The organism is Brevundimonas sp. ABV4_179, from assembly GCF_056311945.1.
This window is the reverse complement of the sequence record NZ_CM149976.1, coordinates 1,551,082-1,573,736: the sequence shown is the minus strand read 5'-3', so window position 1 is coordinate 1,573,736 and position 22,655 is coordinate 1,551,082. Positions and strand designations below refer to the sequence as shown.

The following is a 22,655-nucleotide window of genomic DNA, read 5'->3' as shown; positions in this document are numbered from 1 at the left end:
ACAGGCGACCAGGGGAGGATTCCATGATCATCAACCGCAAGACCATCGTCGCCGCCGGCGTATCCGCCTCGGCTCTTTTCGTGGCCGCCGCACCGGCCCTGGCCCAGACGACGGCGCCGGCCGCCGCCCCGTCCGACGGGGCGACCCAGGTCGACGAGGTCGTGGTCACGGGCATTCGCGGCGCCCTGCGCAGCGCCATCGGCGTCAAGCGACGCTCGGACCTGGTGGTCGAAGCCATCTCGTCCGAGGACATCGGCCAACTGCCCAACGTCACCATCGCCGAAGAGCTGGTGCGCCTGCCGGGCATCAACGGCACGCGCGACCGCGGCAATCAGAGCCAGGCTGCGATCCGCGGTCTGGGACCACGCCTGGTGCTGGGCCTGGTCAACGGACGCGAGGTCGCCTCGTCCGAGCCTGACCGCAACATTCGTTGGGAAATCTACCCGTCCGAAATCGTCTCCGGCGTAGAGGTGTATAAGTCCCAGTCCGCCGATCTGGTGTCGGGCGGCATCGCCGGCACGATCGACATCCGCACGACCCGCCCGCTGGACTATCGCGGGCCCGGCTTCGTGGGCACGGCAGGCGCGGCCTACTACGACGCCGGCAAGGATCTGCCGGACTACGACCCCCTGGGCTATCGTTTGAGCGCCAACGTCAACCACGCCGTCAACGACACCCTGGCCGTCAACCTGGGACTGACCCGTCAGGTTCAGAAGAACGGCTATGCGACCTTCGAGGGCTGGGGCTGGAACGACGCGGCGACCGGCGGCTCGCCCGGGGACATCAACAACGACGGCAGGCCTGACGCCACCTTCTACGGCGCGCAAAGCCAGGTGAAGCGCCTGACCGAGACGCGCAACGGCGTCAACGGCGCCCTGCAATGGCGGCCGTCCGACCGGTTCGAACTGAATTTCGACGCCCTGTATTCCGACATCAAGATCGACGAAGACCAGAACCAGATCTGGTACGGAAACAACGGAACCTACGGCAACTGGGGCGGCGGTTCATCCTGGGCCTACAGCGATCCGCAGGCCTCCTACACCCTGATCGACGGCACGGTCGTCGCGGCGCGCCTGCCCTATGCTTCGGTGACCAATGTCATCGCCAAATACACCGAGGACAAGACGCTGTTCGCCACCGGGCTGAACGGCAAGTGGAGCCTGGGCGACTGGACGTTGGTCGGCGATCTCGCCTATTCCTCGGCCAAGCGCGAGAACCTGTGGCGGGCTGTCTTCACCGAACAGTATCCGTCCTTGGCCGGCGTCGACATGACGCCTGGCCGCCGACCTTCAGCCTACGCCGTCTATGACACCGGCAATCCGGCCAGTCAGCCGCTGCAGGATTATCGCCCGGCCCAGGCGGACGGCGGAGACCTGTCGGACGAACTGACCTCGGCCCGGTTCGACGCCACCCGTTACCTGGGCGACAGCGGGATCACCGAACTGTCGTTCGGCGCGCGCGTGACCGACCGCACCAAGTCCTATGACCGCACCTTCTGGACCCAGACGCCGATCATCGCGACCTTGCCGGCCGGATTGCTGACCAGCTTCACCGTCCCGGATTTCGATACGCCGTCCTTCATCAACGGCGATTTCGACGCCGTGGCCAAGGCCGCCATCGGCGGCTTCGTCCAGCCCGCCAACAGCGCCGATCCCAAATCCGGCTGGTCCGTCAAGGAGACGGTGGCCGAGGCCTATGTGAAGGCCAAGTTCGCCGGAACCCTGGCGGGCCTGCCGTTCACGGGCAATGTCGGCGCCCGCGCCGTGCAGGCCGAGACGTCCAGCCACGGTCAGGAATCGGTCAACGGCGGCGCCTACACCCCCGTCAGCGTCGATAACGACCACTTCGAACTGCTGCCCAGCCTGAACCTGACGCTGACCCTGGCGGAAGGCCGGCAGTTGCGCCTCGGCCTGGCCCGCACGCTGGCGCGCCCGCCGCTGGACGAACTGCGCGCCGGCCGCACCCTGTACAACACCACCCCCCCGCCGACGGGCTCGGCCGGCAACCCGCTGCTGAAGCCCTACATCGCCAATCAGGTCGACCTGTCCTACGAATGGTATTTCGCGCCGGAGGCCCTGTTCGCCGCCGCCGTCTATTACAAGGATGTGGAAAGCCATATCGGCTATTCGACCCAGCCCGTAACGATCGGCGGCACGACCTACAACGTCACCGGCCCGTTCAACGGCGGGGGCGGCGGGATCACCGGCGCGGAACTGACCTTCCAGACGCCGTTCAGCTTCATCCCTGCGCTACGGAACTTCGGCATCTACGCCAACTTCGCCTATGTGGATTCCGACCTGAAGGAGTTCTATCCGGCGAACAATCCCCTGTCCGCGACGGGTCTGGCCAAGGAGACCGCGACGGTCGACCTGTGGTATTCGGACGGCAAGCTGGAGAGCCGACTGGGCTTCAAGTACCATAGCCCCTTCACCGTGATCACCGGTTGGGATGGTTCCGCGCTTCGGACCCTGGAAAGCGAAAAGACCCTGGACTTCAGCACCTCCTACCAGCTGACCTCCCAGGTCGGCCTGCGGTTCCAGGCCAGCAACCTGACCGACGAGCGCGTGCGGCTTCACTACGACAACACCGCCAACCGTCTGGCCAGCGACAGCCGCTACGGCCGCCGGTTCAGTCTGGACGCCACCTTCCGCTACTGAGGCGGCGCCGCTGCGCCCTGGCCTATGACCACCGGAGAACGACCATCCGTCGCTTGATTCTTCCTGCCCTCGTCGCCCTCCTCGCCCTGCCCGCGCAGGCCGAGGAGGCGCGCCAGCCGACGCCGCCTTTCTACTTTGGCGCCGACCTGTCCTATGTGAACGAAATGGAGGATTGCGGCGCCGTCTATCGCAAGGACGGTCAGGCCCGCGACCCCTACGCCCTGTTCGCCGAACTGGGCACGAACCTGGTGCGGGTGCGCCTCTGGCACAATGCGGAATGGACGAAGTACAGCGACCTGGACGATGTACGCCAGACGATCCGACGCGCCCGTGCGGCGGGCATGGAGGTGCTCCTAGACTTCCACTACTCGGACGACTGGGCCGACGGCGACAAACAGATCGTGCCCGCCGCCTGGCGGTCCATCCGCGACGACGCGCCCGCCCTGTCCAAGGCGGTGTACGATTACACCTTCCAGACCCTTCGCACGCTGGACGCCGAAGGCCTGATGCCCGATCAGGTCCAGGTCGGCAATGAAACCAATCCCGAACTGATGGGAGAGGCGGACTGGAAGACGACCCGTCCCGGCATCGACTGGCCGCGCAACGCCGCCCTGTTGAACGCTGGGATCAAGGCCGTGCGCGACGCCGGCGCCCAGTCGGCCATCCAGCCGCTCGTCATGCTCCACATCGCCCAGCCCGAAAATGTGGAGCCGTGGTTCGCGGCGGCCTGGGCGCACGGGGTGCGCGATTTCGACCTGATCGGCCTCAGCTACTATCGCAAATGGTCCACGCGCGATCTGGACGGCCTGGAGCAGACGATCAATCGCCTGCGGCATCGCTATCCGGCCGAGGTGGTGGTGGTCGAGACCGCCTATCCCTTCACCACCGACGCCGCCGACGCCTCGCCCAATCTGCTGGGCGCCGATTCTCTTCTGCCGGACTATCCCGCCACCTATGAAGGGCAGCGCCGCTACATGGTCGACCTGACCCAGCGGGTGAAGTTCGCCGGCGGCGTGGGCGTGGTCTATTGGGAGCCGGCCTGGGTCTCCACCCCCTGCTCGACCCGGTGGGGCCAGGGCTCCAACTGGGAGAATGCGACCTATTTCGACTGGCGGCGCGGCAACGAGGCGACCCCGGCGGCCAGCTTCGCCAAGGCGACCTATCGGGAGGCGGCGCCCCTGACCCTGACGCTGCGACGTCCCGCCGGCGCCACAGGCCCGCTCTGGCTATGGGGCGATTTCCTGGGCGCCAACGACATCGCCATCCGCCTGGCGCCCGACCCCCAGGACCCGACCCTCTATCGCTACACGACCACCGTCCAGCCGGACGCGACCCTGCGGTTCCAGGTCTATGACCGCCGCCCGTTCGATCGCGGCGTCCTTGGCGACGGCCAGTTGATCGAGGCGACGGTCACCGGCCAGGGCTTCAGCGCCAGTTACGTGGTCCAGCATTGATCGGGTATCGCTGCCGCACTCGGCCGGCACAGCCTTGACCTGACAGGTCCCGGCGAGCCGGCGTCCGGCTGGCTTTATTGATTTCCATCGCCTGGCCGGCAGGGCGCCCCCGCGTCACACGGCTGTTGAGGAGACGTGGTTCAGGATCGTTGTTGGAGGGACGCGCGATGTCTGGCGGCGTCCCACGGAGATCGATCATGAGCGCCCTTCTCGCCACCCTGTTTCTCGCCGCGACCGCCTGCGACCCGGCCGCGGCCGATGTGCGCGCGGCAGGGGGCGACGCCTGCGCCGCAGCCTGGATGGACCGGTCGTTGCGGATGAACGACATCGCCGCGGTCGGCGCCCACAACGCCTACAAGCTGGCCATTCCCGAGGCGGAACTGGCGGCGATGACGGCGGTCGATCCGCGCGCGGCGGGCCTGGATTACGCCCACCGGCCGCTCGTGGAACAGCTGGACGCCGGTGCGCGCCAGCTGGAGATCGACGTGCTGAACGATCCTCACGGCGGCCGCTACGCCCACCCTTTGTCGGCGCTGGGGCGGCCCGGCGCCGGCGCGCCGGTCGGCGCGGCCTTCCAGCAGGCGATGGCGCGGCCTGGATTCAAGGTGCTGCATAGGCCCGACGTGGATTTCCGCAGCAGTTGCCTGACCTTCGTCGTCTGTCTGACGCAGATTCGCGACTGGTCGGCGGCCCATCCCGATCACGCCCCCCTGCTGATCCTGCTGAACGCCAAGACGGGTGCGGCCTCGATGCCGGGCGGGGTTGCGCCGCTTAACTTCGACGCGACGGCCTGGGACGCCCTCGACGCCGAGATCCGCGCGGTGTTCGAGGCCGGACATCTGATCACGCCGGATCTGGTGCGCGGACGCCACGCCACCCTGCGCGAGGGTGTGATGGCCGGCGGATGGCCGACCCTGGGCGCCGCGCGCGGCAAGGTCTTCTTCGCCCTGGACGAAGCCCCGGAGAAGGTCGCCGCCTATGCGGCGGGCCGGCCGTCGCTGCAGGGCCGGGTCCTGTTCGTCAACACCGACGAGACCAGCCCCGCCGCCGCCTATCTGACGCTGAACGATCCGGTGGGCCAGCAGGCGCGCATCCGCGAAGCCGTGCGCCAGGGCTTCATCGTGCGGACCCGCGCCGACGCCGACACGGTGGAGGCCAGGACGGCCGATGTGTCGCGCCGCACCGCCGCCTTCGCCAGCGGGGCGCAATATGTGTCGACCGACTACTATTGGGCCGATCCGCGCTTCCCGACCTATGAGGTGCGCCTGCCCGGCGCAGAGGCGGCGGCCTGCAATCCGGTGCGGACGGCGGCGCGCTGCGACGGCCTGGCGGTCGAGATGGTGGCGCGCGCTCCCGTGCGCGGCTATCTGGCGCCGGCGGATCGGCCGGACCTGACGAGGGTTCTGGCCCCGCCGCCCGCGCCGGGATCGCCACGCGACCGCGCCAACGCCGAGGTGTTCCGCGAGACCCGCGCGCTGCAGGGCACGCCGCGCTGGGACCTGGCGACTGCGGACGTGTCTGGCGACAAATACGATCACTTCGCCCAGGCGCTGGGGGTGCGGCTGACGCCGGAGACGGCGCCGGTGCTGACCGCCCTGCTGGACCGTTCGGGAAATGACCGGTCGGTCGTCGGCGCGGCCAAGGATCATTGGGGGACCAAGCGGCCCTACCTCGGCACGGACCTGCCGATCTGCGAGGCCAAGAGCGATCATCTGGCGGGCAATCCCGACTATCCGTCCGGCCATTCGGCGCATGGGATGCATATCGCCATGATCCTGGCCGAACTGGCGCCCCAGCGGGCCGACGCCCTCTATGCGCGGGGTCGTGAGTTCGCCGAGAGCCGCTTCATCTGCGGCTCGCACACCTACAGCGCCGTGGAGGCGGGCATCCTGTCCGGGGCGGTGATCTATGGCGCCGAGCAGCGTTCGGATGTGTTCCGGCGCGACATGGAGGCGGCCCGCGCCGAGGTTCAGGCGGCGCTCTCAAAGGCCGGGATCGCGCCGGTTCGGGCCTCGAACGCGACAGCGCCGTGAACCTTGAATGAAATCGACTGTCACATGCTGAGGGGCCGTCCAGGCTTGTCGTTGAGGGCGTTAGATCGGCCGGCGTGAGACGCCACGGGGCCGGTCGGCGCGTCTCGCCACGAGGCGCGCCAGGCTCTCTGGGGGTAGTCCAAATGAAGAACCAAATCCTCGGCACGACGGCCCTGGTCGTCGCGGCCGCCACGCCGTTCGCCGCCTTCGCGCAGAGCGCGGCCCCGACGTCGTCCGACGTCGCCCAGGTGGACGAAATCGTCGTCACCGGCAGCTATCGCCGCAGCCTGGAGCAGGCCGTCGACATCAAGCGCAAGGGCGTCGGCTTCTCTGACTCCATCGTGGCGACCGACGTCGCCAACTTCCCGGAGCAGAACCTGGCCGAAGCGCTGCAGCGCATTCCCGGCGTGACCATCGAACGCAATCGCGGCCTGGGCCAGCGCGTGTCCGTGCGCGGCCTGCCCAGCGAGTTCACCTTCGTCACCATCAACGGCCTGGCGACCGCCTCGGGCAGCGGCGGCCGGGATGTCGAGTTCGACATCTTCGCCTCCGAGATCATCCAGCAGGTCACGGTGCAGAAATCGCCCCGCGCCGCGGACGAAGAAGGCGGCATCGCCGGATCGGTCAATATCTCGACCGCCCGCCCCTTCGACTACGAAGGTCGCCGCGTCGTGGCGTCCGCCGAGGGCGCCTACAACTCCATCTCCGAGAAGACCGATCCCAAACTGTCGTTCCTGGCCAGCGACACCTGGGGCGATTGGGGCGGTCTGGTGTCGTTCTCGAGCGCGCGCCGCACCAACCGGACGGACTCGGAATCGGGCATCAACTTCCGGCCGTTGACGCGCTTTCTGGCCACATCGACCGGCGCTCGGGGCGCCCAGGCCCAGGCCGTGCTGGCGCGCGACGCCGGCGTGGTGGTCCAGAACCGCGCCAACACCGCCGAGACCGACCGGATCATCTTCCAGGACAAGGTCGGCGACCGCGCCTATCTGAACACCCAGGACCAGTGGGGCGGCGCCGTGTCCCTCCAATACCGGCCGTCGTCCAACTTCAGCCTGGCGTTCGACGCCCTGATCGGCCGCTACGAGACCACCGAGGACCAGTATGACGCGGCGGCCTATTCGGCCTCCAGCCGTTCGACGCTGGAAACCATCCACGAGTTCGACAAGACCACCCTGGCCGAATACGGCATGGTGGTTCTGCGCGACGTCTCCTACACCGCCACCCAGCACGAGATGCTCTCCAAGGAGCAGATCAACGAGACCGACTATCGCCAGTTCGGGACCGAGCTGAACTGGAGCGGCGACAGCTGGAAGCTGCATGCCCTGGCCGGCTATTCCGGCGCCGAAAAGACGCTGGACTACGCCAACCTGAAACACGTCGCCTATGCGCCGTCGCGCACCCGCTGGACGGCCGACGGCGGCGAGACGATCAAGAGCGCCAACCCGGCCTCGATCGACATGTACAACAGCCCCGAACGCTATCTGTTCGAGGCCTATGAGACGACGCTGGAGCATATCCAGGACGACAAATACGCCGCCCAGGTGGACTTCACCAAATATCTGGGTCTCAACGTCTTCCCGGCCCTGACCAGCATCCAGATCGGCGCGCGCTATACGGACAAGTCCAAGCAACGCCAGTACGGCGAACTGAAGGTCCAAGGAACGGGTGCAGGCCGCGTCGACTATCTGAACAGGCCGATGTCGCAGAGCGAACTGACGCCCATCGACGATCTGGTGCCCGGCGGCCGCTTCCGTGTGCGGGACCTGAACTGGAGCCAGGTGCCGAACGACTACGCCCGGCGCACCTTCCGCTACGACGGCTTCTTCACGCCGTTCAACGTCGGCGACTATTACGAAGTGTCCGAGAAGGTGCTGGCCCTTTACGCCATGGCCGACCTGAACTTCGACATCGGCCCGGTGCCGGTCTCGGTCAACGGCGGGGCCCGCTACGTGGACACCTCCATCACCTCTGCGGGCTATCACCAGATCCAGAACCCGAACGGCTCGACTGGCTATACGTCCGATCCGGTCTCCAGCGACGGCGGTTACGACAAGGTGCTGCCCAGCGTGAACGTGACGGCGGAACTGACCGACAGCCTGATCTTCCGTGCCGCCGCGTCCGAAACCCTGATCCGCCCGGCCCTGACCGATCTGGCCTACAAACGCACGGCCAGCTTCAACTCGTTCCGGTTCACCGACGGCAACCCGAACCTGAAGCCGACCTACGCCAAACAGTGGGAAGTCGGGCTGGAGCAATATCTGGGCGACGGCGGCCTGTTGGCGGTTTCCTACTTCTGGAAGGAGATCGAGGGGGTGGTGCGCCAGGCCCTGACGGGCACGGTCCCGAACGTGACCAAATACAACGCCAACGGCACCATCGACGGCGTCTACACCTTCGACGTCTATCAACCGATCAACGAGCCAGGCTCCTACGAGGTCAGCGGGGTCGAACTGGTCGCCATCGTGCCGTTCGGACAGTTCTATGCGCCGCTGGAAGGGTTCGGGATCAACGCCAACTATACGGTGCTGGACAGTTCCCTTACCGGATCGTCCAAACTGGGCATTCCCACCCCGCCGGTCGGCCTGGCCGACAACGCCTACAACGTCACCCTGTTCTACGAGAACGCGAAGTTCCAGGCGCGGGCGTCCTATAACTACAAGGACAAGTACGTCGAGGGCATCGGCTACGAGATGTATCCGATCTGGCGCGAAGGTTATGGCCAGCTGGACATGTCGGCCAGCTACAATCTGACCGACAGGCTGCAGATCAATCTGGAAGGCATCAACGTCACCGACGAGGCGACCAAGGGCTATACGATGAACCCGTCCTTCCCCACGATGTACGAACGGTCGGGCCGCCGCATCAATCTGGGGCTTCGGCTGGAGTTCTGACGCACCTGTGCCCCCGACGTCGAACCCCGACCGCCGGGCGGGCGCGTGATCCCCGCGCGCTCGCCTCGCCGAGACGCTCCCTCCGCCGGAGGGGGCGTCTTTGCGCGTGCGCCGCAGGCTTCGGCTGCAAGCGAGATCGAACGGCTGCGCACCGACCTGATCGCCTATCTGCATCGCAGGACGCGCGGCGAAGCCGACGCCGAGGACCTGGTGCAGGAGGCGTTCGTCCGCTTTCATCGGGCCGGCCACGACCTGTGCGCCGCCGATGCCCGGCCCCTGCTCTTCGTGATCGCGCGCAACCTTCAGCTGGACCGATGGAAGGCCGCCGGACGAGAGACCGCGCGGCGCAGTCCGCATGACATCAACGACCTGGTCGAAGGCCCGCAGGCCATCGCCAGCGAAACGCCCGACGCCGAGGACGGGCTGATACGGCGCCAGAACCTGGCCGCCGCCGCCGCCGTGATCCGCGCCCTGCCGCCCAGGACGCGCGACGCCTTTCTGCTGCATCGGTTCGAGGACCTGACCTATCGCCAGATCGCCGGTAGGCTGGGCGTCTCGGTCAGCATGGTCGAGAAACATATCGCCGAAGCGCTCCGTCAACTGAAGAAATCGCGGGATGACTGAGGTGTCGCGCATTCGGATCGTTGTAGGTTTCGAGAGGGGTCGCGACGGCGGACCTCGACGCCCTGCGAAGAGGAGACCGCAACGCCGATGCTGCAGCGCCTGAACATTCTGCTCGCGCGCCGTCCGCGGACGGCCGAGGCGTGGCTGGCCCGCATGGCGCGGCCGGGCGTCGGCGCGCGCGATCAGGCGGCCCTGCTGGCCTGGCTGGAGGCCGACCCCGATCACTTGCGCCAATATCGGCAGACCAAGGCGGATCAGGCTGCGCTGGAACCGTTGAAAGACGCCTTCGCCGACGACCTTGCGGCCCTGCGATCTGGCCATAGAAGACCGGCGGCGCGGCGTTCCGTCCTGAGCGGCGCTCTGGCCGGGGGCGTGATCGCAGCAGCGGTCGGCGCCGTGTTCGTGATCCCGATGATGACGTCCACGCCTGAGGCGCGGCTGTACGAAAGCGCGCCGGGCAGGATCACCGACATCGCCCTGGACGACGGATCGCGCATGACGCTGGACGCCGGGTCGGCCGTGCGCGTCGCCCTGGGACGCGACGCCAGACGCGCCACGCTGGAGCGCGGCGCCGCCTATTTCGACGTCGCCCACGATACACGGCGCCCCTTCCAGGTGGCGGTCGCGGACCGCCGCGTGATCGTGACCGGCACCCGGTTCGTGACGGCCCTGGCCGGCGACGCGGCTCAGGTGTCGCTGCTGCAAGGCCGGGTGGCCGTCTCCACGCGCGATGTCGGCGCCAAGGACGCGCTGAACGGCGCGCTGATTCTGTCGCCCGGCGAACGGGCGGACTTCCGCTGGGGACGGCCCGGCGTGCGCAAGGCGGACGCCGACGTGGACATGGCCACGGCTTGGCGCCAGCGGCGGTTGGTGTTCCAGGACGCGCCGCTTTCGCAGGTGATCGCGTCGGCGGCCCGTTATGGGGATCATCCGCTTATCCTGGCCGACCCGGCCCTGGGCCGCACGCGCGTCACACTGGTCGTGCCGCTGGAGGGTCTGCAGCCGCTGGAGCAGCGCCTGACCGCGCTTCTGCCCATTCGCATCGAGACCGCCGACGACGGGCGCCGGATCGTCAGGCGCGAATAGGCCCCGGCTCGATCCCACCGCTTCGCGGACTTGTCACGCGGCTGGGCTAAGGCCTTCGCGGTTCCTGTCTTGCCCGAGGCCCGCCGTTGAGATCGCTCGCTGCATCGCTGCCCGTCGGCGCGCGACGCAGCGACGGTCGGATACTGGCCGCGACCGGCCTCCTGCTTTCACTGGCGGCGACCCAGCCCGCCCAGGCCCAGACAGGACCTTCCGTCCAGACCTTCGACATCGACAGCCAGGCCGCGCCGTCCGCCCTGCTGCACCTTTGTCTTCAGGCGGGCTGCGAACTGGCCTTCGTCCAACCGCCGGGTCGAGAGATCCGCACCCGCGCCGTCCACGGCCGCATGAGCTGGCGCGCGGCGCTGGACGCCATGCTGCAGGGCACCGATCTGCGTTATCGGTTCGTCGGCGCGCGGGGCGTGCGGCTGTGGGTCGAGCCCCGGCGCCCAGACGTCAGACGCCCCGCCGCCACGCACCGCGCCGTCGCGCCCGTCGCCGCGACCGAGGTGGAGGCGGTCGAGGTCGTGGGGCGACTGTCGGACCAGATCGACCGCGCCCTGCGCCGCAAACGCGACGCCGACGTGATCTCCGACGGCGTATCGGCCGAACGGATCGGCGACCTGCCGTCCGCCAATCTGGCCGAGGCGTTGCAGCGCGTGCCGGGCGTAGCCATCGAACGCGAGGTCGGCGAGGGCCAGTTCGTCAGCGTGCGGGGCCTCGGCCCGCTGTTCCAGTCCGTGACCCTGAACGGCGCGCCGGTGGCGTTCAACGAGAACATCCGCAACTCGACCCAGAGCGGTCGCCAATTCCGCTTCCGCGCCCTGTCGGTGGACCTGCTGGCGGGGGCCAGACTGACCAAATCCGCCGCCGCCGACCTGCCCGACGGCGGCATCGGCTCCAACATCGACATCCAGACGCAGGGCGGGCTGGACGGCGCGCCCTTCCTGACGGCGCGGCTGGGCGCCGAGACCGTCGAGCGCCGGACCGATCTCGGGCCAGATGCATCCTTGGCCGGCCGCTGGGTGTCGCCCGGCGGCGCCTTCGGCCTGGTCGCGGGCCTGTCTCAGGAGGGACGGGCGGTGCGCTATGATCGCTTCCAGATCATGCGCTATGGCGAGCAGATGCTGGACGGGCGCATGATCGCCGTTCCGAACGATTTGCGAACCACGGTCGAGCAGGAGGATCGCCGCCGACGCAGCGCCTTCCTGGGGGCCGACTGGCAGGCCACACCGGGCGTTCGTCTCGACTTCGACGCCCTGGCGTCCACCTTCGACAACACCATACGGGAGGATCGGCTGGTCTTCGGCCTGGGCGAGCGACTGATGCGGCCGGGCGGCGCCGTTCAGATGCATGAGGGCGTGGTCGTGGCCGGGCGGGTCGTCGATGGTCGCATCGACAACAACACCGAGTTCTCAGACCAGTCGCACCTGAACCTGGCCGCCTCCATAGGCGCCGAAATCGAGCATGGCGACTGGCGCCTGGTCCCGCGCGTCAGCCTGTCCAGCGCCCAGTCGGTTCTGGAGACGCCTCTGGAACGGCTGTCGGTCCAGTCTCCCGAAGGCGTCGGATACGCCTTCGACCTGGCCGGCGCGGCGGATCGGCGGCAAGCTGCGTGGTTGACGACCGACTTCGACCTTCTGGACCCGTCACGGCTGACGCTGGCGCAGTTGGCGATCCGGGCGGTGGAGTCCCGCGACGACGACATGACCGCCGCTCTGGACGTGCGGCGTCTGTTGGACCGGGGATCGGGTCCGCTGCGATTCACCGGCCTGCGTCTGGGAACACAGTGGGGCCGACGCAGCCGCGACTATCAACGTCGCGATCGCCGCGCCGTCTTGCGAAACGAGGCGGACGGGATCGTCGGACTGTTTGATGCGACCGTTGCCGCCGATGTCTTTTCGGATCTGGTCGGCGCGCGTCCCGGCCCCTGGATCGTCAGCGACTTCGCGCGGGTGCGGGCGGCGTTCGCCACGCCGGACGCGCGGGCGGACGTGGTGTTCCGCCCCGGCGATCTGGTCGCGACCGGCACGGACCTGCAGAACAGCTATGGCGTCCAGGAGCGGGTCGACGCCGCCTACGCCCGGCTCGACTTCGAGGGATCGGGTGCGGGGCTGGTCTGGTCCGGCAATGCGGGGCTCCGGCTGGTGCGCGCCCGCACCCACGTCGAGGGCGCGCGCATGATCGAAGCTCAGGGGCGGGCCGAAGTGCGGCCGGTCGCCCACGACAGCTGCGACACCCGGCTTTTGCCGAGCCTGAACCTGGCGGCGGATATGGGCGACGGCCGTACGCTGCGGCTGGCGGCGTCGCGCAGCCTCACGCGCCCGTCCCTGGCCGATCTGCGCGCCTCCACCGTGCCGGCCAGCGTTCTGATCTCGGCCATCTCGGTCCGCGGTCAGGCGGCTGTCGATCGTCCAGAACCGGGGGTGATCTTCAGCGGCGTCGGCGGCAACCCCGCGCTGACGCCCTATCTCGCGACCAGCCTCGACCTGTCCTATGAGATCACCGGTCGCCGGACCAGTTTCAGCGTGGCCGTCTTCCACAAGACCATCGACGACTTCATCCAGGCCGAAGCGGCGACCGAGACCTTGGTCTTCGAAACCAGGACCGGCGTCGCAGTCCACGCCGACGTCCTGATGTCACGGCCGCGAAACGTCGGCCGCGCCCGGATCGACGGAGTGGAGATGGGAGTGCACCAGCGTCTGGCGGGGGGCCTCGGCGTCTGGGCCAACGCGACCTGGACCCACAGCCGGCTTGCGGGCGGCGAGCGGCTGACGGGCGTGTCCGACCTGGCGTGGTCCATCAATCCCTATCTGGAGCGCGGCCCCCTGGCGGTAAACCTGTCATGGTCATGGCGATCGGCCTTCCGATCCGAGGCGGACCTTCAGGGGGGCGGCGTCTCGGCCTTCGTCATCGGGCCGGCCGGCTATATGGACGCTCAGGCGACCTACCGGATCGATCAGCGGACACGACTGTCCATCGCGGCGACCAACCTGACGGACACGCGCGACCTCGCCTACGAAGGCTCTGCGGCGCGTCTGCTTCAACTCGGTTCGGCGGGCCGACAGTTTTCCCTCGGGCTGGAATTCAACTGGTAGCTTTCCTCCGGCGTGAAAGCGGCGCTCGCACCGTCACCCATCGCAAGGCGCGCCGTGTGGCGGCCGACCTCGCCAATGATCTGATCGCCGTTCGATGATGCGCCGCCGCCGAACTTGCAGGACGTTGACGGGTTGCTGGCCAAGCGCGGCCCTGAAGGCGAGGTCCGCGACGGATTTCACCCCTTACGGACCTTCAAAGCGGCCCAGCGAACCTCGCCTTCGTCTGCAGAGCCTTCACCTCACATTGCGGCGTCCGCACCGACCTTGCTGAGATCCGCCGGATTGCGATGGTCGATGGCTCGGACGAGGTCCCTGATGAAGGGATGGCGCGCCCCATCAAACACAAAACCGTCCGCCGCGCGGCGGATGACGACAGCCGCGCCCCGTTCACTCGCGACGCGGGCGAAGCCGATGCGTTCGACAGCCCTCTGAAGCCATATTGACGCGGCGCCTTCTGCGTCGATGAAGGCCGTCCCGCGGGCGCTGCCCCGCGTTTCGAAACGGCCGCTCGTCAGCGAGAACGCCAGATTGGCCTGATCGAAAGCCTCGCCGATCGCGCCCGAGAGGGCGACATCCTCGGGCGCGCCGTCGATGAAGCGGCCTTCACCGGGCAACAGCCAGATCCGGTCGGCGGCATTGAGCGACAGCTCCAGATCGTGGCTGGACAAGATGATCGAGACGCCGGTCTCACGGGCGATCCGACGCAGGGTCGCCGTGATGGTCACCCGACTGGGCAGGTCCAGAAAGGCGGTGATCTCGTCCAGCAGCATGACCTGTGGGCGCTGCGCCAGGGCTCTCGCGATCATGACCCGCTGGCGCTCCCCGTCCGAGAGACTGTCGACGAACCGGTCGCGAAGATGTTCGCCCTCGACCTGCTTCAAGGCGCTCTCGCAAATCTCTCGATCCTCGTGCGAAAGCGCGCCGGTCCAACCTGTGTAGGGCTGACGGCCCATCTCCACCAGTTCGTGGACCCGCAGCGCGCCGACCTGGGGCCGGTCGGTCAGAACCACGGCGACCTTGCGCGCTCGCTCGGCGGCGGGCCATTGGCGCACCGGCCGCCCGTCGAGGCGGACCTCGCCGTCGACAGCGGGGATGAAGCCCGCCAGCGTCCGCAACAGGGTCGACTTGCCCTGACCGTTTCGTCCCAGCAGGCAGATGAATTCGCCGGGTTCGACGACGACCCGTTCAAGCGTCGACAGGACGTTTCGCCCATAGCCGATCCGCAGAGCATCTATCGCGTACATCAGCCCTCTCCGCCGCGAAGACTGCGCGACTTCAGCAACAGCAGGATCACCAGCGGCGCGCCGATCAGCGCCAGAATGGCGTTGAGATGCAGGAAGTGCTGCTCCCACGGCAGATGAACCACCAGATCCGCCGCCAGGGCCAGCAGCGCTCCGATCAGGGCGGTCGCCGGAATCAGGGCGCCGATCCGCGCCGAACCGATCAGGCCGCGCGCCAGATGCGGCACGATCAGGCCCACGAAGGCCACGGGGCCGCAGAAGGCGGTCACGGGCGCCGCCAGCAGTATGGTCGTCCCCAGCACCAGCCGGCGAAGGCGCGGCACGTTCACCCCCAGGCTCTCGGCATAGACATCGCCCAGCAGAAGCGCGGTCAGAGGCTTGGCCAGCACCACGGCGCCGACCAGACCGAGCACCGACAGCGGCGCCAAGGTGACGAAGTCGCCCCAAACCACATTGGCGAAGGTGGCGTCGTTCCAGGCCTCGAAAATCCGTCCCTGGCTGCGGTTGGTGAAGTGCAGCAAGACGCTGATCAGGCCCTGGGCCAGAAAGCCCAGCATGAGGCCCAGGACCAGCAGGGTGACGGCCCCGACGCGGCGCGCCATGGCGCTCATGGCCATCGCCACGCCGAGCGTGCCCAGGACCGACCCGGCCACGACGCCCAGGCCCGCGAACCCGGTGAGAACCATCAGAAAGCCGGGCCCGACGACCGCGCCAGCCACGATGACCAGGGCGGCGCCGAACTGCCCCCCCGCCATCAGGCCCAACGACCAGGCGTCCGCCAGCGGATTGCGGAAAAGCGTCTGCATCAAAAGCCCGGCCAGGCCCAGGGCCGCGCCGCCGATCACGGCCGCCAGGACCCGGGGCAGGCGAAGATCGACGACGATGCGCGTCTCCATCGATCCCGATCCGATGGCGCCGAGACCGGACAGGACCTCGCCGGGGCTCAGCATCACCTGACCGATCATAAGGCTGGCCAGGATCGCGAGCAGGAGAACCAGGGCCAGAGCCCCTGCGATGAGCGCGGGCCGCGCGAAAACCAGGGTCATTTGTAGACGCCGCGAGCGATGGGTTTGAGGAAGCGGAAGGGTTCGCTGACCAGGTCCGGATGCAGCGCCTTGACGAAGTCGGTCAGGACCCAGTCGGGGCGGACAAAGGCGGTCTGGTACCAGTCATAGGCGTTGGCTGACAGATTGCTGCGCCCTGTGTTGGCGAACAGCCGGTCGGCGCGGAACGCCGGCGAGACGCTCTCCACCACGGTGCTGCGCGGCGGGGCCGCGTGCAGGTCGCCGACGATCCAGACCTGGGCCTGATCCGCCACCGGCAGGATTTGTTCGGTCGCCAGGGTTTCCGAAGACCATTTGCGCGGGTCTTCCGGGCGGAGCAGCAGGTTGCGGCCCCCGGCGTCGGCCAGATACGCCTGCTCGGCTCCACGAACGGTGGCGACCCAGCGATCGCCGCCGGCGGGATAGGCCCACAGCATCGGCACGGCGGGACGCAGGGCCGCCGCCGTCTTCAGCGCCTCGACCTTCGCCTCGATCTGGCCGAACAGACGCTCGGCCTCGGCCTCCCGCCCGGTCAGCAATCCATGCAGCCGAATCCATTCCGCCCTTCCCAGATAGGTGGGCTCGTCCTCTGCGAAGGTCGGCGCCACGATCACACCCAGACGTCGGGCCCGATCAAGCACGGGCGTATGGGCCAGGTCGGACAGGCGCATCAGGAAGACGTCCGGCCGGGCGGCCAGCAGCACGTCCAGATTGGGCGGGGCGTGCCAGTTATAGCCGATCTGGCCAATGCGGCCCTCCATGACGCCGCGCCGGACATCGTCGTCGAAAGACACCCGACCGCCCACCGCCACAAGCCGGTCCTTGACGCCGAGTTGGCCCAGGAAGGCCTCGTCTGAACTGGCGTTGGCGGCGATCCGCATCACAGGCGTCCGGATCAGGGTGGCGTCCCGCAACGCGGGGGGCAAGCGCGGCTCGACGCCCTCGCGCGGCGCCAGAACCAACACGGCCTCCTGCTCCTGCGCCTGGCCGCCGCTCTGATCCGCCACGGGCGCCCGTAGCCGCGCCACCGTGTAGCCGTCGTGCCGCTGCAGCTTGAGATAGCGCGCATGTTTGAGCGGTATCGGCGTTCCACCGGCGCGCCCCGTCTCAGACCCCGCGCCTTGGCCGTCCGAACAGGCCGACAGCGCCGATGCGCCGGCGGCCAGCAGGAATGATCGTCTCAGCATGTCTGCCGCCCCTGTCCGGTGTGGGACAGGAAAAATCAGTCCCCAGGGGTGACTAAACGCAATGTTATAGCATAACAAGCCCGGCCATTTCGTCCGGGGGACCCATGAAATCGCTGCTCGCCACCGCCAGCCTCGCCGCCCTTTTCGCCACGCCGGCCTTGGCCCAGGAAGCGCCGATCGTCACGGCTGAAGACGACGCCGTCGAGCTGGACGCCATCACGGTCTTCGGCCGCCCGCTGGGTCGCGTTCCCGGCGAGACCGCGACCAAGACGGGCGCGCCGGTTCTGGAGACGCCGTTCACGATCAATATCGTGTCGCGCGAACTGCTGGATCTGCGAAACGTCTCCAATATCGGCGAGGCGGCCGAGACGGTCAGCGGGGTCCAGCGGACCATTGGATTCTCGGGCAATCAGCGTTTCCGCATTCGCGGTTTTCAGAACATCTCGACCCTGCGCGACGGCTTCCGCCAGGCGGTGAGCCAGCCCGAGATCGACCTGCAGGGCGTCGAGAGCATTGAGGTGTTGAAAGGCCCCGCATCCGCCCTCTATGGACGCTTCGAGCCTGGCGGCGTCGTCAACTTCGTCTCCAAACGCCCCTATGGCGGGTCGGGCGGCGAGGCCTTCGTCGTCGGCGGGTCGAACGACTACTGGCGCGGCGGTCTGGATGTGAACGCGCCGATCACCGCCGACGGCAGGCTGCTGGCCCGCCTGAACGTCGGTTATGAGAACGCGGACAGCTATCGCGATCTGGTGGACAACGCGCAGTTCTACATCTCGCCGGTGGTGGAATGGCGTCCCGACGCCGACACCAACCTTCTGGCCCGGTTGGAGTATCTGAAGCGCGACGCCGCCTTCGACCGCGGCTTCGGCGCCAACGCCGCATTCCTCGATCAGCCGGTCAGCCGCAACTACGGCGAGGACTTCATGCGGATAAAGAAGGAGCAGTGGGTCGCCGGCCTGGAGTTCAACCGCCGCCTGAACGCCGACTGGCGCCTGCGGCTGGGCGGCTTCGTTTCTGCGGTGGACGTGCCCGAGGAGCAGTTCTTCAACTACGGCTTCCCGCCCCTGTCCGGCACGACCGTGAACCGCAGCTTCGTCAGCTATGACGAAACCCAGGATGATCTGACGCTCCAGGCCGAGCTTTACGGCCGGATCGTCACCGGCCCGCTGGCCCACCGCCTGCTGATCGGCCTCGATCACAGCCGGGACGCCCTATCCTACCTCAACGGTCAGATCGCCTATGGCCAGCCGATCGACCTGCTCAATCCCATCCGCACGGGCCGCCCGACCAGCTATCTGCCGGTCGGCGACAGCCATTACGAATACACCTCGACCGGCCTTTATGTTCAGGATGAGATCGCCTGGAACAACTGGCGCCTGTTGCTGGGCGGACGGCTGGAGGAGGTTCGGACCTACGCCTTCACCGCCGACTTGCTCGACCCGGGCGTGAGCCGCACCGATCGGCCTTTCTCGCCGCGCGCCGGCCTGACGTATCTGGTCACGCCGGACTGGTCGATCTACGGCAGTTGGGCTCGATCCTCGCGCAACGAAGGGGACGCCGGCCTGCTCGATAGCGGCCTGACGCCCAAGCCCACCCGAGGCGAGCAGTTCGAGATCGGCACAAAGGCCCTGGCCTTCGATGGCCGGGCCGAACTCACCCTTTCGGCTTTCGAGATCACCAAGACCGACGCCGTCGTGGCCGACCCCATCGACTTCAACCTGGTCATCCAGGCTGGCGAGATCCGCGTGCGCGGCGTCGAGGCGGGAGTGTCGGCGCGACCGCTCGATCCGTGGACCATCGTCGCCTCCTACGCCTACAGCGACAGCGAGATCGTCGAGGACACCAACAGCTTCATCATCGGCAACCGGCTCGCCGGCGTCCCGGACCATCAGGCGGCCCTGTGGACCTCCTGGGCTTTCGATGGCGCGCTTGAAGGTCTGACCCTGGGCGGCGGCGTCTTCCACGCCTCCAGCCAGGCGGCGACCACCAGCAACACCCTCGATCTGCCGGCCTATACGCGGTTGGACCTCAACGCCGCCTATGGGTTCGGCGACGGCTATGAGGTTCGGCTGAACCTCGACAACGTCACCGACGAGACCATCTTCATCACCGGCGGCTTCTCTCAAATCTATCCGCAGGCGCCCCGCGCCGCGCGCCTGACGCTGAGCAAGCGGTGGTAGAATGCGGGTCGTCCGCCCTCCAGCCTGACGCCTACAAGTCTCGAACCGGCGTGAGCCGCGAACGCGGCGACTTGATCGCCAAGACGGCTGGCTGAAAAGGCCGCCGACACCGTCAGCACCGGGACGATTCAGGAAGCGTCGCCCATCTCCTGGCGACAGGCGGCGGCTGGCGTCAGCACGGGGGACGCCAGGCCCGTATTCCAGTTCCAGGGCTGGCCGCCGTTGGCGCGGCGACGGCACATGGCCTGTTCGTGCAAGGCGAACATGCCAGGCGACAGATGGGTCGCGGCCTTGGGCGCTGTCTGGATGAGAAGATAGTCGGCGTCGTCGCCATAGGCGGGCCATGTGGCGTCGGCGGCCCGCCCCGGCGCGCCGGAACGGGCGAAGCGGGTCCAATAGGCGATCATGGTGTCTGAGAGGGCCGTCTCCTGGGCCGTGTCGGGAATCTTTGGCCACAGGGGCGGCGTGCGGTTCAGCCGTCCGAACATATAGGGCAGTTCGCTGGCGTGGAAGGCGTGCAGGCCCGCCGCATCGGCCGCTGGATAGCCGTGGTCGAAAGCGTAGAGGAACGACGGGCGGCCCAGCGCGGTCTGCGATCGGACGAGCCGTTCAGAGGTCCAGCCGTAGAGGGCGTCGCGGGTCGTCGCCAGAATGCTCTCTCCCATGTCGGACGCCGGATAGAGGGTCAGGAAGGCCTCGGACAGATCGCCATAGCGCTCGCGGATGATCCGCTCGTACTCGGCGGGCGACGACGGCGTCGGCGGGGCCAGCATCTTCAGCGAGCGGATTTCGCCGCTGTTGAACCCGGCCAGGATCGGGACCGGCGCCTGTTCGCCGCGATCGAACGCATCGACCAGCTGACGGGGCAGGATCTGACCATCCACCACGGCGAAGGGCGAGAAGCCCGCCACAGCGGCGGCGTCGGTCAGGGCTTGGGCGTCCATGGACCGCAGCACGCGGGCGCTGGGCGCCTGAAGGGTTCGGGCCAGCCGCGCGCCCGCATCCTCAGCCGAAGGCGCGCCATATCGGGCCGTCTTAAGCTCGGGCGTGGAGATCATATAGGCGCTCTGCGCGATGGCCTTGGCGAACAGGCCGCGCGCGGGCGGTGACGCCATCAGATAGACGACGCTGAGCCCGCCGGCCGATTCACCGGCGATTGTGACGTTCTGCGGATCGCCGCCAAAGGCCGCGATGTTGCGCTGGACCCACCGAAGGGCCTCGATCTGGTCCATCAGCCCATAGTTGCCGGACAGGCCTTGAGGTGATTCCGCGCTGAGCGCCGGATGGGCCAGATAGCCCAGGACGCCCAGTCGATAGTTGATCGACACCACCACCACGCCTTCTGACGCCAGGCGCGCGCCGTCATACAGGGTCTCGCGGCTCGACCCGGTGACCAGGGCGCCCCCGTGGATCCAGACGATGACCGGGGCCTTTTGCGCATCGGCTGGCGACCAGACGTTCAGCGTCAGACAGTCCTCGCTGGTTCGGCCCAGGTCCGAGGAATAGATCGTCTGCACGCGCGGCGTCGGCTGGACGCAGGCCGGGCCGAAGTCGCGGGCGTCGCGCACGCCAGTCCAGCGCGGCGCGGCGACGGGCGGACGCCAGCGGCCCTGCCCTACCGGGGGCACGGCGTAGGGCACGCCCTTGAAGGCGCGAATTCCGTCAGCCGTCACGCCAGACAGGTCTCCGGCCGGGGCGTGGACCACCGCCCGCTCCGGCGGGCTGGCGACGAGCGACGACGCGACCGCGCCGGAGGCGCAGAGACCGAGGGCGGCCGCCAGGCCGAGGGCGGTGCGGCGCGCCAATGTTGCGATCCTGCGGCTCATTGGGAAACCTCCGTAGGGGTGCGGCGGCCCAGCACACGCGCGAGCCACAGGAACAGGCCGATAGCCAGAAGATAGAAGGGCACAAGCGTATAGAGGGCCATCTGCAGCGAATGATCCGGGTGGCTGGCGCGGAAGAAGTCGCTGGCCGCCCCGACATAGGTCGGCCCCAGGCCCAGGCCAATGAAGTTCATCACCAGCAGCAACAGGGCGCCCGACATGACCCGCTGATTGGGCCGGACCTCGGCCTGGACCAGGGCGACAGACGACGACAGGTAGAAATAGTTCAGGAAGGTCGGGCCGGTCAGGAAGGCCAGAGCCAGGGGCCAGGTCGGCGCCCAGACGAAGGCGCAATAGAAGGGAATGGCCAGAACCAGCGACAGGGCCGGCACGAGGCCATAGGCGCGCTTTGACCGGCGGGTGAAGCGGTCGATGGCCCAGCCCGAACAGAAGATGCCCGCGCTCATCCCCACGCCCACGACCAGGGCGTACCAAACGGCGACGTCGGCCAGCGCCATGCCTTTTTCCCGCATCAGAAACAGGGTGGCGAAGTTGCCCAGCCCATAGGTGATGAACTGGGTCGCGCCGCTGCCGAAGGAGGCCAGGAGCAGGGCCGGATTGGTGAAGAACATCTTCAGCGTCTCCAGAAAACCCGCCTTGTGCTGCACGGCGCCCACGGCCAGCCCATCCAGCCCGCCACGCCGGGGTTCGCGCACCGCGAAGACAACCGCGATCGCCGCCACGATCCCAACCGCGCCCACCACCAGGAAGGCGTCACGCCAGCTGAAGGCGGCGGCGATCGAGGCGCCGAAGGCGATGCCCAAGGCCGCGCCGATGGGCGGCCCCAGATTATAGAGCCCCAAGGCCATCCCGCGCCGATGCGGCGGGAAATAATCGGCGATGATGGCGTAGGACGGGGGCACCCCGCCCGCCTCGCCGAACCCCACCGTCATGCGCGCCACGGCCAGCTGCGTATAGGTTCGCGACAGGCCGCACGCCACGGTCGCCGCGCTCCAGATGCCGCAGGCGATGGCCAGGACGCGCACCCGATTGGTCCGGTCGGCCAGCCATCCGACCGGGATGGCGATAAAGCAGTAGAACATCGCGAAATAGAGCCCGCCCAGCAGGCCCAACTGACTGTCGGTGATCTGCAGACTGTCCTGGATCGGCTTGGCCAGGATGGACAGCAGCTGTCGGTCCAGGAAGTTCAGCACATAGATGAACCACAGCGCGCCGAGCGCCACCCAGGCGCGCGCCCCGACCCCCTGGCCCGGCGGCGCAGCCGTCATCGGCCCATCGGGAACAATCGCTTCGGGCTGGCTCATGGTCGTTTCCTCG

13 protein-coding genes are annotated in these 22,655 nt (G+C 68.1%); 8 read left to right on the top strand and 5 right to left on the bottom strand.

Annotated features, from left to right (window positions below; genetic code table 11):
* Positions 1-23 precede the first annotated feature (23 nt).
* From ACYX4P_RS07515 to ACYX4P_RS07485, 7 genes are all read left to right on the top strand, one after another.
* On the top strand, positions 24-2,657 hold the full coding sequence (locus tag ACYX4P_RS07515; protein ID WP_248117342.1) for a TonB-dependent receptor: 2,634 nt from the start codon (positions 24-26) through the stop codon (positions 2,655-2,657).
* A gap of 53 nt (positions 2,658-2,710) precedes the next feature.
* Entirely contained in the window at positions 2,711-4,111 is a 1,401-nt protein-coding gene (locus ACYX4P_RS07510; RefSeq protein ID WP_248117344.1) for a glycoside hydrolase family 53 protein, read from the top strand.
* A 197-nt stretch (positions 4,112-4,308) separates the two neighbouring features.
* The gene (locus tag ACYX4P_RS07505) at positions 4,309-6,144 is read left to right on the top strand and encodes a Ca2+-dependent phosphoinositide-specific phospholipase C (RefSeq protein WP_248117346.1); all 1,836 of its coding nucleotides are present in this window, start codon (positions 4,309-4,311) and stop codon (positions 6,142-6,144) included.
* A gap of 143 nt (positions 6,145-6,287) precedes the next feature.
* Positions 6,288-9,038 carry a TonB-dependent receptor gene (locus ACYX4P_RS07500; RefSeq protein WP_248117348.1) on the top strand — a complete coding sequence of 917 codons (2,751 nt, stop codon included), beginning with the start codon at positions 6,288-6,290 and terminating at the stop codon, positions 9,036-9,038.
* A gap of 45 nt (positions 9,039-9,083) precedes the next feature.
* Positions 9,084-9,662, top strand: coding sequence for an RNA polymerase sigma factor (locus ACYX4P_RS07495; RefSeq protein WP_292075072.1), 579 nt, complete (start codon positions 9,084-9,086; stop codon positions 9,660-9,662).
* An 87-nt stretch (positions 9,663-9,749) separates the two neighbouring features.
* A complete protein-coding gene (locus ACYX4P_RS07490) occupies positions 9,750-10,748 on the top strand; it encodes a FecR family protein (RefSeq protein ID WP_248117352.1) in 999 nt (332 codons plus the stop codon).
* A gap of 86 nt (positions 10,749-10,834) precedes the next feature.
* Entirely contained in the window at positions 10,835-13,843 is a 3,009-nt protein-coding gene (locus ACYX4P_RS07485) for a TonB-dependent receptor (protein ID WP_248117354.1), read from the top strand.
* 239 nt (positions 13,844-14,082) lie between these two features.
* Here ACYX4P_RS07485 and ACYX4P_RS07480 read toward each other — a convergent pair whose 3' ends face one another.
* Genes ACYX4P_RS07480 through ACYX4P_RS07470 form a run of 3 tightly spaced genes read right to left on the bottom strand, consistent with a single transcriptional unit; the run spans position 14,083 to position 17,314 of the window.
* On the bottom strand, positions 14,083-15,087 hold the full coding sequence (locus tag ACYX4P_RS07480) for an ABC transporter ATP-binding protein (protein WP_248117356.1): 1,005 nt from the start codon (positions 15,085-15,087) through the stop codon (positions 14,083-14,085).
* A complete protein-coding gene (locus tag ACYX4P_RS07475) occupies positions 15,087-16,130 on the bottom strand; it encodes a FecCD family ABC transporter permease (RefSeq protein WP_248117359.1) in 1,044 nt (347 codons plus the stop codon). The genes ACYX4P_RS07480 and ACYX4P_RS07475 overlap by 1 nt, the downstream gene beginning before the upstream one ends.
* Positions 16,127-17,314: an ABC transporter substrate-binding protein gene (locus ACYX4P_RS07470; RefSeq protein WP_248117361.1), complete on the bottom strand. Its 1,188-nt coding sequence runs from the start codon at positions 17,312-17,314 to the stop codon at positions 16,127-16,129. Before ACYX4P_RS07470 ends, ACYX4P_RS07475 begins: the two co-directional genes overlap by 4 nt.
* 104 nt (positions 17,315-17,418) lie before the next feature.
* Here ACYX4P_RS07470 and ACYX4P_RS07465 point away from each other — a divergent pair, with 104 nt between their 5' ends.
* Positions 17,419-19,494 carry a TonB-dependent siderophore receptor gene (locus ACYX4P_RS07465; protein WP_248117362.1) on the top strand — a complete coding sequence of 692 codons (2,076 nt, stop codon included), beginning with the start codon at positions 17,419-17,421 and terminating at the stop codon, positions 19,492-19,494.
* 128 nt (positions 19,495-19,622) lie between these two features.
* Here ACYX4P_RS07465 and ACYX4P_RS07460 read toward each other — a convergent pair whose 3' ends face one another.
* Positions 19,623-21,320 carry a carboxylesterase/lipase family protein gene (locus ACYX4P_RS07460; RefSeq protein WP_248117364.1) on the bottom strand — a complete coding sequence of 566 codons (1,698 nt, stop codon included), beginning with the start codon at positions 21,318-21,320 and terminating at the stop codon, positions 19,623-19,625.
* The gene (locus ACYX4P_RS07455; protein WP_248118042.1) at positions 21,317-22,606 is read right to left on the bottom strand and encodes a spinster family MFS transporter; all 1,290 of its coding nucleotides are present in this window, start codon (positions 22,604-22,606) and stop codon (positions 21,317-21,319) included. Before ACYX4P_RS07455 ends, ACYX4P_RS07460 begins: the two co-directional genes overlap by 4 nt.
* Positions 22,607-22,655 lie beyond the last annotated feature (49 nt).

What these genes read in the sequence shown, in the direction of transcription:
- ACYX4P_RS07470 (WP_248117361.1), bottom strand. Translation starts at nt 17,314, where the DNA reads ATGCTGAGACGATCATTCCTGCTGGCCGCCGGCGCATCGGCGCTGTCG.
- ACYX4P_RS07475 (WP_248117359.1), bottom strand. Translation starts at nt 16,130, where the DNA reads ATGACCCTGGTTTTCGCGCGGCCCGCGCTCATCGCAGGGGCTCTGGCC.
- ACYX4P_RS07480 (WP_248117356.1), bottom strand. Translation starts at nt 15,087, where the DNA reads ATGTACGCGATAGATGCTCTGCGGATCGGCTATGGGCGAAACGTCCTG.
- ACYX4P_RS07460 (WP_248117364.1), bottom strand. Translation starts at nt 21,320, where the DNA reads ATGAGCCGCAGGATCGCAACATTGGCGCGCCGCACCGCCCTCGGCCTG.
- ACYX4P_RS07500 (WP_248117348.1), top strand. Translation starts at nt 6,288, where the DNA reads ATGAAGAACCAAATCCTCGGCACGACGGCCCTGGTCGTCGCGGCCGCC.
- ACYX4P_RS07505 (WP_248117346.1), top strand. Translation starts at nt 4,309, where the DNA reads ATGAGCGCCCTTCTCGCCACCCTGTTTCTCGCCGCGACCGCCTGCGAC.
- ACYX4P_RS07465 (WP_248117362.1), top strand. Translation starts at nt 17,419, where the DNA reads ATGAAATCGCTGCTCGCCACCGCCAGCCTCGCCGCCCTTTTCGCCACG.
- ACYX4P_RS07490 (WP_248117352.1), top strand. Translation starts at nt 9,750, where the DNA reads ATGCTGCAGCGCCTGAACATTCTGCTCGCGCGCCGTCCGCGGACGGCC.
- ACYX4P_RS07455 (WP_248118042.1), bottom strand. Translation starts at nt 22,606, where the DNA reads ATGACGGCTGCGCCGCCGGGCCAGGGGGTCGGGGCGCGCGCCTGGGTG.
- ACYX4P_RS07515 (WP_248117342.1), top strand. Translation starts at nt 24, where the DNA reads ATGATCATCAACCGCAAGACCATCGTCGCCGCCGGCGTATCCGCCTCG.